This window comes from Nocardia sp. NPDC019395 (assembly GCF_040632335.1).
In the GTDB taxonomy this organism is placed as follows: Bacteria; Actinomycetota; Actinomycetes; order Mycobacteriales; family Mycobacteriaceae; genus Nocardia.
The window spans coordinates 86,668-102,030 of sequence record NZ_JBEYBT010000008.1; the positions used below are offsets into that span (position 1 = coordinate 86,668).

Here is a 15,363-nt window from a genome sequence, read left to right on the forward strand (position 1 = left end):
CGAGCGACGGAATCGAGCCCGCCACAGTCTGGGCGGCGAATACGCCCAGCATCGAGGGCACGAAGTCGGTGACCGTCACGCCCTGCTCGGCAATCGTGCGCGCCAGATACTCGGTATCGCGGTGACCGTCCGGAGTAGCGACGACCAGATGCGCACCAGCCGCCAACGGCAGGAAGTAACCCCACAAAGAGACGTCGAACGTCGTCGCCGTCTTCTGCAGATACACATCGTTACGGCCCAGCGGGTACTCGGCCAGCATCCACGCGACCTGATTCGCGATCGCCGAATGTGGCACCGCCACACCCTTCGGACGACCCGTCGAACCCGACGTGAAGATCACGTACGCCGTATTCGACGACCGCAAAGGCGCGCGCCGATCGGCATCGGTCACCGCGACCTCGGCATAGGCGGACACGTCGAGCGTATCCACCGTGACCACCGGGACGTCCGTGCTCAGGCCGGCACCGTCGGCCACTGCCGCCACATCAGCGGTAGTAGTCAGGACACACAGCGGCGAAGCGGTATCCAGGATGTACCCGATCCGCTCCACCGGATGCGCCGGATCCAACGGCACATACGCACCACCCGCGGCCACCACCGCATACATCCCCACAACCAGATCCAGCGACCGCGACATCAGCAAACCGACCAACGTCTCCGGACCCACACCCTGCGCGACCAGATACCGCGCCAAACGATTCACCCGAGCCGAGAACTCCCCATAAGACAGACTCGTCCCCTCGAACGACACCGCCACCCGATCCGGATGCGCAGCCGCCGCAGCAACAAATCCGTCCAGCAACAGCTCCGCCTGGACCGCGTACTCGGTCGCATTCCACTCGGCAAGCACACGAGTGCGTTCGACCGGCCCGAGTACGTCCAGGTCTCCCACTGCCTTCGCGGGGTCTGCCACGATCTCACGGAGCAACCGCGCGAAACGATCCGCGAACCCATGGATCGTGGCGGGATCGAAAAGGTCCGTCGCGTAGATGAAATTGCCCGTGACCCCGGCCGCTCCCCGGCCGGCCGGACCCATCCGCTCGCTCAGCTCGAGCTGCAGATCGAATTTCGCTGTCTCGATGGGTGATTCGAGACCGCTGATCGTCAGACCGGGTAGTTCACCGGCGATCTGCGGATTGTTGTTCTGCAGCGACAGCATCACCTGGAACAGCGGGTGCCGTGCCTGCGACCGGGCCGGGTTCAGGACCTCGACCAGGCGCTCGAACGGCAGATCCGCGTGCCCGAACGCGGCCACATCGCCGCTGCGCACCGTCTCCAGCAGTTCGGCGAAACCGGCGCCGGAATCGACCGGTGTCCGCAGCGCGAGGGTATTGACGAACATGCCGATCAGATCGTCGAGCGCGCGTTCACCACGCCCGGCCACCGGGGTGCCGACGACGATATCGGATTCACCGGACAACCGGGACAGCAGCACCGCGAAGGCGGCGTGCACGACCATGAAGAAGGTCACCCCGTGGGCTCGGGCGAGCTCCACCAGGTCGGCGTGCACGGCGGCGTCGATATCGAAGGCATAGCTGGCGCCCAGCCCGGAGGCCACCGCGGGGCGCGGCCGATCGGCCGGGAGATCCAGCTGCTCCGGAATACCGGCCAGCGCCTCGGACCAGTAGGTGACCTGCGAGGCGATCACCGACTTCGGATCGTCCTCCGAACCCAGTACCTGACGCTGCCACAGCGTGTAATCGGCGTACTGCACCTCGAGCGGCCGCCAGCCCGGTTCGCCCCCGTCCATCCGGGCGCTGTAGGCGGTGATCACATCGCGGGCCAGCGGTCCCATGGAGAAACCGTCCGCCGAAATATGGTGCACGACGAGAACCAGGACGTGCTCGGTCGGATTCACCTCGAACAGCCGGACCCGGAACGGCACATTCGCGGTCACATCGAAAGTGGCCGATACGAACTCGGCGACCCGCGCGGGCAGCTCGGCTTCGGCTACGTCCACCGGCGTCAGATCCGGGATGACCACCGAGGTCGGCACCACCTGCTGGAACGGTGTCCCGTCCGCCTCCGGGTAGAAGGTACGCAGCGATTCGTGCCGTGCGAGCACATCCGCGATCGCGATCTGCATGGCCTGCCGGTCCAGCAGGCCCGACAGGCGCACCGCGATCGGCAGATTGTCGGCGGCCGATTCCGGGTCGAAGCGGTTCAGGAACCACATCCGCTGCTGCGCCAGCGACAACGGCACCCGCTCCACGATCTCACCCGAGGCCAGCACCTGGGTCGGCCGCGGTTGCGGTACCAGCGCCACTCGCCCACCGGCACCGGCGTGGGTTTCCGCGCGGGCGGCCAGGGCGGCCACCGTCGATGCCTCGAACAGCACCCGCACCGCCAGATCGGTATCCAGCGCTTGCGACAACCGGGCCGCGACCCGGGTCGCGCTGAGCGAGTTACCGCCCAGAGCGAAGAAATCGTCGTCCGCGCCGACCCGCTCCGCACCGAGCACCTCGGCGAAGGTCGCCGCCACGATCTCCTCGACCGGGGTCGAGGGTGCCCGGAACGCCCGGGCCTCGAACACCGGCGCCGGCAGTGCCTTGCGGTCCAGCTTTCCGGACGCGTTGAGCGGCAGTTCACCGAGTACCACGAAGGCGGCCGGGACCATATAGGACGGCACCTGCGCGGACAGGTCCTCGCGGACGAGTTCGATATCCAGCTGCTGGCCCTCGGTCGGAACCAGGTAGCCGACGAGCTGGTCGCCGGTATGCGCATCACTACGCATCACCACCACGGCCTGGGCGACCTCGTCGATCGCGTGCAACGCGGTCTCGATCTCGCCCAGCTCGATCCGCAGACCACGCAGTTTCACCTGGAAGTCCGTGCGGCCCAGATACTCCAGCTCACCCGCCGCGGACCACCGGACCAGGTCGCCCGTGCGATACATCCGCTCGGCGGTCCCGAAGGGATCCGCCACGAACCGATCCGCGCTCAGGTCCGGACGTGCCACATAACCGCGTGCCAGCTGTGTACCCGCCAGATACAGCTCACCGGCCACGCCCACCGGTACCGGACGCAGACGACTGTCCAGCACGTAGACCCGGGTGTTGAACACCGGCGCACCGATCGGCACCGACACCGTGTCCGCGTCCGTCACCTCGTGGAACGTGACGTCCACCGCGGCCTCGGTCGGGCCGTAGAGGTTGTGCAGCGCGGTACCGGTCAGTTCCCGCAACCGCTGCGCCGGTTTCGGCGCCAGCGCCTCACCGGAGGAGAACACCATCCGCAGTGATTCACACCGCGACCCGCCACGCGCCGAATCGGACAACGCGGCCACGAATACCGACAGCATCGACGGCACGAAATGCGCCACCGTGACGCCTTCGGCCTCGATCACCTCGGCCAGATAGCCGGGATCCCGGTGGCCTTCGGGCTTGGCGACCATCAGCCGGGCACCGATCTGCAACGGCCAGAAGAACTCCCACACCGACACATCGAACGTCGCCGGCGTCTTCTGCAACACCACATCACGCGACCGCAACCCGTACTGCGACTGCATCCACACCAGACGATTCACGATCGCCGCATGCGAAACCGCCACACCCTTCGGCCGGCCCGTCGAACCCGACGTGAAGATCACATACGCCGTATTCGACGACCGCAACGGCGCCACCCGATCCGCATCGGTCACCGCGGTATCGAGGTAGCCGGAGAGATCCAGCTTGTCGATCCGCACCTGCGCGGTATCGATGGGCAGATCGTCGCCGGAGGTCAGCACGCAGACCGGATCCGCGGTGCCCAGAATGTATTCGGTGCGCTCGGCCGGATGATCCGGATCCACCGGCACATACGCGCCGCCGGCGACGGCGACCGCGTACATCCCGACGACCAGGTCGATCGAACGACGCATGCCCAAGGCCACGAACGATTCCGGGCCCACGCCACGGTCGATCAGCCAGCGCGCGAGCAGGTTCACCCGCGCCGAGAACTCGGCGTAGGACAGGGTCTCCTCGCCGAAGGTCAGCGCGGGCGCGTCCGGGGTGCGGGCGAGCTGCGCGTCGAACAGTGAAACCAGGGTCGCGGTGGAGTCGACGGCGTGCGCCGTATCGTTCCACCGGCGCAGCACGAGATCGCGTTCGCCGCTGTCCAGCAGGTCGATCTCGCTGATCGGCCGGTCCGGCGCGGCGGTGACCGCGGTGAGCACCCGCACCAGCCGGTCGGCGATGCGCCGCACGTCCGGTTCGCCGAATATGTCCCGCAGGTACCCGGCGCGGATCCGCAGGGTGCTGCCCAGCGTGGCGACCAGGGTCAGCGGATAGTGGGTGGCATCGACCGCGCTCAGCCCGGTCACCGCCATCCCGTCGATATCGGTGGCCTGGGCCTGGATACCGTCCGCGTCCACCGGATACGACTCGAATACCAGCAGGGTGTCGAACAGGGTCGCCATCCCGGCCGTGGCCTGGATATCCGCCAGACCCACATAGTGGTGATCCAGCAGATCGGCCTGTTCGGCCTGGGTCCGGGTGAGCAGCTCACGCGCGGGCTCACCCTGATCGAAGCGCACCCGGACCGGGACGGTGTTGATGAACAACCCGACCATGGTCTCGACACCGGTCAGCTGCGGCGGACGACCGGAGACGGTCGCGCCGAACAACACATCGTCACGGCTGGTCATACTGCCGACGAGAACCGCCCACGCCACCTGCAACACCGTGTTCGCGGTGATACCGAGTTCGGCGGCGAGCGCGGTGATCCGCGCCGTGGCCTCGGGGTCGAGTTCGAACACGTACTCGCCGGAGAGCGTGTCGATCTCGTGTGCGGAGTCCGCGCCCCCGGTTTCCGGCCGGGTGAGCAGCGTCGGTTCGCTCACCCCGGACAGCGCCTCGTTCCAGGCCGCGAGCGATGCCTCGTGATCCTGCCGATCGACCCATTCCAGGAAGTTCCGGTAGGAGCGGGCGGCCGGCAACGCGGTGGTGTCGGAGCGAACCGCGTACAGCGCCAGCAGATCCCGCATGAGCAAGGGCATGGACCAGCCGTCGAGCAGGATGTGATGGTTCGACACCGCGAACTGCCAGGTATCCGCCCCGGTCTTGATCAGGGTGAACCGGATGAGACCCGGTTCGGTGAGATCGAAGCGCCGCAACCGGTCGGCCTCGACGAGGTCGGCGGACTCACCGGTCGCGGAGCGGTCGTGCTCGGTCCAATCGATCCGCACCCCGTGCAGAACCACCTGCACCGGGTTGCCCGCACTGTCGGTGCGGAAGACCGTGCGCAGGATCTCGTAGCGATCGACCAGCGCCTGCGCGGCCGCTTGCAGGCGATCCGCGTCCACCCGGCCGGTCAGGGTGAGCACCGCCTGCGCGGTGTACACATCCACTGAGGTGGCGGCGACCTGCGCGTGGAACAACAGCCCGGCCTGCAGCGAGGACAGCGGCCACACATCGGCGACCGGCATCGGGTACCGCGCCTCGATACTGTCGATATCGCGCTGCGACAGCGCGACCATCGCGAAGTCGGACGGTGTGTGCCCGCCCGCACCCGCGGATCCGGCATGGTGGGCGACGGCTTCCAGCGCGCGCACCCACAGGTCGCCGAATTCCCGGGCCTCGTCCCGCGACAGCAGCGTGGACGGGTATCCGATCCGCGCGGTCAGCGCGTCACCGGCCACGACGGCGTTGATATCCAGCGGCGCCATGGCGGGCATATCCGGGTCGTAGGCGACGTTCAGTCCGGCCAGAGTGCCCGTCGGCAACCACCCGAAACCGTGCATCTCGTCGGGGATCTCGCCCCCGCCGACGCGGCCCAGGTAGTTGAAGTTCACCTGGCCGGGCATATCCCGCGGCAGGTCCGCCGCGGTCTCGCGGTTCATATAGCGCAGCAGGCCGTAGCCGACGCCCTTGTCCGGAACCTCGAGCAATTGCTCCTTCACGAGCTTCAGCGCGGCGCCGAGCTCCGGGCCGCCGGCGAGCGCGGCCTCGATATCGATTCCGGCGGGTTCGAACCGGACCGGGAACAGCGCGGTGAACCAGCCGACCGTACGGGACAGATCGGCCCCGGGCGCGACTTCCTCTTCACGGCCGTGACCCTCGAGCCGGATCAGCAGCGGGTCGTCGATCCGGGACCCGGGCACGCGCTGCGCCCGCCAGGCGGCGGTCGCCAGGACGAGGGCGGTGAGCAGGCCGTCGTTCACACCACCGTGGAACAGCGCCGGCACCGTGGTGAGCAGGGCCTGGGTGACCTCCGGGGATACCCGCACCGTGTGCGTATCGACAACACCGGCGGTATCCACCGACGGATCCATCCGGCGGCCGGTGAGCGACGGATCGGCAGTGCCGGCGACAGTCCGCCAGTACTCCAGTTCGGTCAGCCGCTCGGGGCTGTAGGCGTTGCGCTCGAGCGCGTGTGCCCAAGCCCGCATGGAGGTGACCGGCGCGGGCAGCTCGGGGATCTGCCCCGCACTGTGCGCGACGGCGGACAGAACGAAATCGGGTACCAGTACACGCCAGGACACACCGTCGACCACGAGGTGGTGCGCGATGACCACCAGATGACCCGGCCGGTCGCCGGTATCGGGTTCCAGCCAGACGAACCGGACCACGACACCGTTCGCGGGGTCGAGCCGGTCCAGCGCGGCATCGACGGCCGCCGCCGCGATCGCGAGCAGTTCCTCGTCGTCGGCGGAGCCGTCGAATACGGTGTGGTCGATCAGCTCGTTCACTTCGACGCTGCCCGGCTCGGTCGTCTCGACAACCCAATCGCCGTCCGCGGCATACAGTTTCGCGCGCAGCATATCGTGCCGGTCGAGCACCGGGCCGACGACAGCGGCGATGGTTTCCCGGTCGATACCGACCGGCAGTTCCAAGGCACTGAGCTGGTGGAACCGCCCGAAGGACCCGGACCGTTCGGCCATGAACCGCACGATCGGGGTCAGCGGCAGGGTGCCGATACCGCCGCCCGGCAGTTCGACGAGCGTGCGCACCTCGGTATCGGCTTCCGCGGATTCGGCGATCGAGGACAGCCCGGCCACCGTCCGCTGTTCGAAGACCTGCCGCGGCGTGAAGACCACACCGCGCGCCTTGGCCCGCGACACCAGCTGGATCGAGACGATACTGTCGCCGCCCAGGGCGAAGAACGAATCGTCCACACCCACCCGGTCCACGCCCAGCACCTCGGCAAAGACCTCGGCGATGGTCTGTTCGATCGGGGTGCGCGGACCGCGGAACGCGGTCTGCGCCTCGAAGACGGGCTCCGGAAGGGCCCGGCGGTCGAGCTTTCCGGCCGGGGTCAGCGGGATCGCGTCGAGCACCATGATCGCCGCCGGCACCATGTAATCCGGCAGAGTTTCGCCGGCGTGCGCGGTCAGCGCCGCGACGTCGACCGTCTGTCCGGGCGCGGCCACCACATACGACACCAGCGACGTCGCGCCCGCCGCGGTCTCATGACCGGTCGTGACCGCGAAATCGACAGCGGCGTGCGACGTGAGCGCGGCATCGATCTCGCCCAGTTCGATACGGAACCCGCGAACCTTGACCTGGAAATCGTTGCGGCCCACGTACTCCACCGCCGGATCACCGGCGGCGTCACGGCGCCACCGCACCACATCGCCGGTGCGGTACAGGCGCGAACCGGCCGCACCGTAGGGGTCGGCGACGAAGCGGTCCGCGGTCAGACCGGCTCGCGCGTGGTAACCGCGTGCCAGCTGCACACCACCGACATACAACTCACCGGCCACACCTTCCGGCACCGGATTGAGCCGGTCGTCCAATACCAGCGCCCGCATCCCCCGGACCGGACCACCTATGGTCACCCGATCACCGGGTCGCAGAACCCCGCTGATATTCGTGGCGATCGTCGCCTCGGTCGGACCGTAGGCGTTGTGGAACCGGCGCTCGGATCCGTCGCCGGGCGCGGTGGACCACCTCGCCACCAGATCGGCCGAGATCGCCTCGCCACCCGCGATGATGACCTGCATACCGGCCAGATCGGCCGGGTCGAGCGAGGCCAGCACCGACGGCGTGATCAAACCGGCGGTGACCCGCTCGCGGGCGATCAGCTCACCGAGCTCGGCGCCGCCGTAGGTACCGGTCGGCACCACCACCAGGGCTCCCGCCGACCCGACGGCGAGCAGCAGCTCCAGGATCGAGGCGTCGAAGCTCGGTGAGGCGAATGCCAGTGCCCGCGAGTTCGAATCGAGCCGGTACCGCTGTACCTGTTCGGCACTGAAGTTCGCCAGACCCGCATGGCTGACCACCACGCCCTTGGGCAGACCGGTGGAACCCGATGTGTAGATGACATACGCCGTATTCGCGGGAGTCAGCGGCCGCACCCGATCCGCGTCCGTGACGCGATCGGCCGCGTACGGGTCGAGATCGAGTTCGTCGAGCACCAGCCATTCCACCGAATCCGGCAGATCACCGCGCACCGCCGATACCGTGATACCCACCGGTGCACCCGAATCGGTGAGCATATGCTCGATCCGCTCCGCCGGGTACGCCGGATCGATCGGCAGGAACGCCGCACCGGATTTGGTGACCGCCCATTCGGCCAGCACCGAATCCGCCGACCGCGGCACCGCCACGGCCACCAGGTCCTCGGCACCGGAACCGCGCGAAATCAGCAGCCGCGCAAGTTGGTTCGACCGCGCGTCGAACTCGCCGTAGGAGAACCGCCGCCCCTCGAACACCACGGCGGGAGCCGCCGGATCGAGGGCCACGGCATCGGCCAGCAGGTCCGGCAACGTCCGCGCCGGCACCGCCGGACCGCCCGAACGGGCCAGGATCTCGGAACGTTCGGAGGTATCGAGCAGCTCGAGGTCACCCAGCACCACATCCGGATCGGCAGCGGCCGCCGACAGCAACCGCCGGAACCTGGCGATGAGCGTATGAGCCGTCGACTCGTCGAACAGTTCGGTGGCGTAGTTCAGCAGCAGGAACATACCGCCGGAACCGTTGTCGGTCAGCGTGAACTGCAGGTCGAAACGGGCGACGTCATCGGCGAAATCCAGTCCGGAGATCTCGAGCCCGGCCAGCTCCAGCACCGGCTGTTCGTTGTTGTGGAACGACAGCGCCACCTGGAACAGCGGATTCCGGGCCTGCGAACGTTGCGGAGCCAGCAGGTCCACCAGTCGTTCGAACGGCACCTCCGCGTGTCCGAACGCGTCCAGGTCCGCCTGCCGGGCCCGATCCACCAGTTCCGCGAACGTCGAACCCGAACCGACGTCGGTCCGCAACACCAGCGTGTTCACGAACATACCGACCAGATCGTCGAGCTCCCGCTCACCACGTCCGGCTATCGGCGTACCCACCGCGATATCGTCCGAACCGGACAACCGCGCCAGCAACGCCGCCAACCCAGCGTGCAGCACCATGAACATCGAGGCACCGCGAGTCCGCGCCAGCGCGTTCAGATTCCGCACCAGATCCGCGTCCAGCTCGCCGCGCACGGTGGCACCATGCATCGACGCCACCGCCGGACGCGGCCGGTCGGTCGGCAGAACCAGCTCGTCGGGCAGATCCGCCAGTGTGTCCTGCCAGAATTCGATCTGCCGGGCCATCGGCGAGGCAGGATCGTCCTCGGCGCCCAGTACCTGCCGTTGCCACAGGGTGAAGTCGGCGTACTGGACCGACAGCGGGGCCCAGCCCGGGATCTCGCCCTGGGCGCGGGCGGCGTAGGCGGTCATCACATCGCGCGCGAGCGGCGCCATCGAGAACCCGTCACCGGCGATGTGATGGACCACCACGACCAGCACGAATTCCTCCGGCGCGACGGCGAACAACCGCGCCCGCACCGGGACGGCCTCGGCCACGTCGAAACCGATCGCCACGAACTCGGTGACCTTCGCCGTCACCTGATCCGCCGGCACCTCCACCGGTTCCAGCGCCAGCTCCACCTGATCGGCGGGCAGGATCTGCTGCACCGGCCGGTCACCGTGCTGCGGATAGCGGGTCCGCAGCGACTCGTGCCGGGACACGACATCGCCCATCGCCGCATGCAGGGCCGTCACATCCAGCGCACCGGTGAGCCGGATCGCCATCGGCAGGTTGTAGGCCACCGACGCGGTGTCGTACTGGTTCAGGAACCACATCCGCTGCTGCGCGTACGACAGCGGCACCACATCCGGCCGCGGCCCGGCGACCAGCGGCGGCCGCGCATCCGTACCCGACTGTTCCACCCGCGCCGCCAGCGCGGCCACGGTCGGCGCCTCGAACAGGGCGCGCACCGGCACCTGGGTGCCGAGCGCCGCGCCGATCCGAGCCGCGACCTGCATACCGACCAGCGAGTTACCGCCCAGTTCGAAGAAGTCGTCGTCCGCGCCGACCCGATCGGCACCCAGGACGTCGGCGAACGTCGCCGCCACGATCTCCTCGACAGGTGTCGACGGCGCCCGGAACACCCGCGCCTCGATCACCGGCGCCGGCAGCGCGCGGCGGTCGAGTTTGCCGCTGGCGTTCACCGGCAGTTCGTCGAGCACCACGAACGCCGCCGGCACCATATACGACGGCAACTGCCCGGCCAGACCGCCGCGCAGCGCGTCGACATCGACCACGGCGCCGGCGACCGGCACCACATAGCCGACCAGCTGATCACCCGTCCGGGCATCACTACGCAGGACCACCACGGCCTGCGCGATCTCGTCCACATCGGTCAGGGCGGCCTCGATCTCACCGAGCTCGATCCGCAGGCCGCGCAGCTTCACCTGGAAATCGGTACGGCCCAGGTACTCCAGCTCACCACCGGCAGTCCAGCGCACCAGGTCACCGGTGCGATACATCCGCTCGGCCGTTTCCAGCGGGTCGGCGACGAACCGGTCGGCTGACAGGTCCGGCCGCGCCATATACCCGCGCGCCAACTGGGCGCCCGCGAGATACAGCTCACCCGCGACACCGACGGGTACCGGCCGCAACCGCGAATCCAGCACATACACCCGGGTGTTGAACACCGGCGCGCCGATCGGCACCGTGACGGTGTCCGCATCCGTCACCTCGTGGAACGTGACGTCGACGGCGGCTTCCGTCGGACCGTAGAGGTTGTGCACCGCGGTACCGGTCAGTTCCCGCAACCGCTGCGCCGGTTTCGGCGCCAGCGCCTCACCGGAGGAGAACACCATCCGCAGCGAACCGCACCGCGCGGAGTCCGTCCCGGCCAGCGCGCCGACGAATACCGTGAGCATCGACGGCACGAAGTGGGTAACCGTGACGCGTTCGGTATCGATGATCTCGGCCAGATAGACCGGATCACGATGACCGTCCGGCTTGGCGACCACCAGCCGGGCACCGATCTGCAACGGCCAGAAGAACTCCCACACCGACACATCGAACGTCGCCGGCGTCTTCTGCAACACCACATCACGCGACCGCAACCCGTACTGCGACTGCATCCACACCAGACGATTCACGATCGCCGCATGCGAAACCGCCACACCCTTCGGACGACCCGTCGAACCCGACGTGAAGATCACATACGCCGTATTCGACGACCGCAACGGCGCCACCCGATCCGCATCGGTCACCGCGGTATCGGCGTACCCGGACAGGTCGGTCCGGTCGACAACCACGACCGGACGTCCGGTCGTGCTGAATCCGTCGGCCGCACTGGTCAGTACGCACACCGGCTCCGCGGTAGCGAGCACATAGTCGATCCGCTCGGCCGGCTGCTCCAGATCCAGCGGCACATAGGCACCGCCGGCGGTGACGACCGCGTACATCGCGACCAGCAGATCCACCGACCGCCGGATACCCAGCGCCACCGGGACATCCGGGCCCACACCGAGTGAGATCAGATGCCGCGCCAGCCGGTTCACCCGCCCGGCGAACTCGGCGTAGGACAGAACTGTCCCCTCGAACGCCACCGCGGGCGCGTCCGGCGTGGCAACGGCCTGCTCGGCGAACAATCCGGCCAGTGTCGCCGCCGGATCGACGGCACGCCGCGGGCCGTACCCGTTGCGCAACACCGACGAGACTTCCAGCGCGTCCAGCAGCGGAAGGTCACCCAGCGGCCGCTCGGGAGTCTTGACGACAGCCCTGAGCATCCGGGCGAACCGGCGCCCGAACTGCGCCACCGTTTCGCTGTCGAACAGATCGGTCGCGTAGGTGAAGGTCGCCACCATCCCGGCGGCGCCTTCGGCCGCGACCCGCTCGCTCAGATCGAGCTGCAGATCGAACTTGGCCGTCTGCACCGGCATCTCGACGCCGCTCAGCGCCAGACCCGGCAGTTCCGCACCCGGAGCGGGTGTGTTCTGCAGGGAGAGCATCACCTGGAACAGCGGGTTGCGCGCCTGCGACCGCACCGGGTCCAGGATCTCCACCAACCGTTCGAACGGCAGGTCGGAATGTCCGAACGCGGCGATATCCGTACCCCGCACCGAGCTCAGCAGCTCGGTGAAACCGGCTCCGGAATCGACGGGTGTCCGCAGCACCAGCGTGTTGACGAACATCCCGATCACATCGTCGAGAGCGCGTTCACCACGACCCGCGATCGGGGTACCGATCACCACATCGGTCTCGCCCGACAACCGCGACAACAGCACCGCGAATGCCGCGTGCACGACCATGAACAGCGTCGCGCCTTCGTCCCGCGCCAGCTCGGTCAGCCCGGCATGGGTCTCCGCGTCGATCTCGAAGGTATGCGTCGCGCCCCGGCCCGAGGCCACGGCGGGCCGCGGCCGATCGGCCGGCAGATCCAGCTGGTCGGGGATACCGGCCAGTTCCGCGGACCAGAACGCGATCTGCGAGGCGATCACCGAACCGGGATCGTCCTCCGAGCCCAGCACCTGACGCTGCCACAGCGCGTAATCCGCGTACTGCACCTCCAGCGGGTGCCACCCGGGCGCATCACCTTCCACCCGCGCGATATACGCGGTGACCACATCGCGCAGCAGCGGCGCCATGGAGAAACCGTCGCCGGAGATGTGATGGGTGACGAACGCGAGCAGATGCTCGGCCGGGCCCGTCCGGAACAGCCGCGCCCGAAACGGTGCCGCCGACGTGACATCGAAACCGGCCAGCACCAGCCCGGACAGATGGCCGGCCAATTCGTCGTCCCCGACGTCCACCGGTGTCAGGTCCGGCACGACCTCGGTGACCGGCGCGATCTGCTGGAACGGTGTGCCGTCCACGTCCGGGTAGAACGTGCGCAGCGATTCGTGCCGCGCCAGCACATCGGTCACCGCGGCCTGCAATGCGGCGGTATCGAGCGTGCCCGACAGCCGTACCGCGACCGGAATGTTCTCCGCGGCCGATTCCGGATCGAACCGGTTGAGGAACCACATCCGCTGCTGCGCCAGCGACAGCGGCACCCGCTCCACGATCTCACCCGACGCCAGCACCTGTGTCGGACGCGGCTGCGGCACCAGGGCCACCCGCCCACCGGCACCGAACTGCGATTCCGCGCGCGCGGCCAGGGCAGCCACCGTGGGCGCTTCGAACAGCACGCGTACCGGGACATTCACGTCCAGCGCCTGTCCGACGCGGGCGGCGACCTGGGTCGCGATCAGCGAATTACCACCCAGGGCGAAGAAATCGTCGTCGGCACCGACGCGGTCCACCCCGAGGACATCGGCGTAGACACCGGCCACGATCTCCTCGATCGGCGTCGAGGGCGCCCGGAACTCGCGCGCCTCGAACACCGGTTCCGGCAGCGCCTTACGATCCAGCTTGCCCGAGGTGTTCAGCGGGAACGCGTCCAGCACCATCACAGCCGACGGCACCATATAGGTCGGCAGGACCTCGCGCACTGCCTCGAGCAGCTCCGCGGATTCGACCTGCGCGCCCGGGGCCGGCACGACATAAGCGACCAGCTGCTCGCCCAGCTGCGAGGGCGCGACCGTCACCACGGCCTGGCTCACCTGCGGCCGGGCCAGCACCGCCGATTCGATCTCACCCAGCTCGATCCGCTGTCCACGGAACTTCACCTGGAAATCGGTGCGGCCCAGATACTCCAGCACCGGCCGGCCGTCGGCCCGGCGCCAGCGCACCAGGTCACCCGTGCGGTACATCCGCTGCGCGGGATCGAACGGGTTCGCCACGAACCGGTCCGCGGTCAGATCCGGACGGGTGACGTAACCGCGGGCGAGCTGGTCGCCCGCGAGGTACAGCTCACCCACGAGACCTTCGGGAACCGGCCGCAGCCGCGAGTCGAGCACGAAGACCCGCGAGTTCCATTGCGGCACACCGATCGGGACACTGCCCGATTCGTCGCCGGTGGCCTGCCAGTAGGTGATGGATACGGCGGCCTCGGTCGGACCGTAGAGGTTGTGCAGTGCCGCATCCGAGATCGCGTGCATGGCGGTGACGGTTTCCGGCGGCAGGGCTTCACCGATCACGAACACATGCTCGAGCGACGGGATCGAACCCGCCTCGGTATGCGCCGCGAACACCGTCAGCATCGACGGCACGAAATCCGTCACCGTCACGTTCTGCTCGGCGATCACCCGGGCCAGGTATTCCGGATCACGGTGACCGTCGGGTGTGGCCACCACGAGCCGGGCGCCGGCGGCCGTCGGCAGGAAGTAACCCCACAGCGATACGTCGAATGTGGTCGCGGTCTTCTGCAGGTACACATCGTCGGCGCCCATCGGGTACTGCGACAGCATCCACGCGACCTGGTTCACGATCGCGCCGTGCGAAACAGCCACACCCTTCGGACGACCCGTCGAACCCGACGTGAAGATCACATACGCCGCATTACCCGGCCGCACCGGCGCGGACCGATCCGCGTCTGTCACAGGCGAACCGTCGAAACCGGACGTATCCACCACGTCCAGCTCCAGTACGGGCACACCTGTCCCCTCGGGAACGGATCCGGCGTCGGACGTAGTGGTCAGCACACACACCGGACGCGCGGTCTCGAGCACATACCCGATCCGCTCCGCCGGATGATCCGGATCCAACGGGACATACGCCCCACCCGCGGTGACCACCGCGTACATGCCGACGACCAGATCCAGCGACCGCCGGACCACCAGGCCGACAAGCGATTCCGGACCCACGCCTTCGGCGATGAGCATCCGGGCCAGACGGTTCACCCGCGCCGACAGCTCGGCGTAGGTCAGTTCACCGCCCTCGAAGGACACCGCCACCCGATCCGGATACTGCGCCACCGTCCGGGCGAACCCGTCGAGCAGCAGCCCCGGCTCGACCGCATGATCCGTGGCGTTCCACCGGCGCAGCACCGCTTCGCGCTCGGCCTCGTCGAGCAACTCGATATCACCGACCGCACCCGCGGGATCGGCGACGATCCCCTCGAGTACCCGCACCAGCCGATCGGCGATCAGCCGGACCCCGGCCTCGTCGAACATATCTCGCCGATAGCCCGCCCGGATCCGCAAGGTAGCGCCCAGCGAAGCGGACAGGGACAACGGGTAGTGCGTGGCATCGACCGCGTCCAGGCCGGCCACGGCCATACCGTCGATATCGG

General features: G+C 68.3%; 1 protein-coding gene (only partly in view). It reads right to left on the minus strand.

This entire window lies inside a single protein-coding gene on the minus strand: locus tag ABZ827_RS19925, encoding a non-ribosomal peptide synthase/polyketide synthase (protein ID WP_357238542.1). The 66,459-nt coding sequence extends 12,905 nt beyond the window's left edge and 38,191 nt beyond its right edge, so the window shows coding positions 38,192–53,554 — codons 12,731 (partial) to 17,852 (partial); reading right to left, the first codon wholly in view occupies positions 15,359–15,361. The start codon and the stop codon both lie outside this window.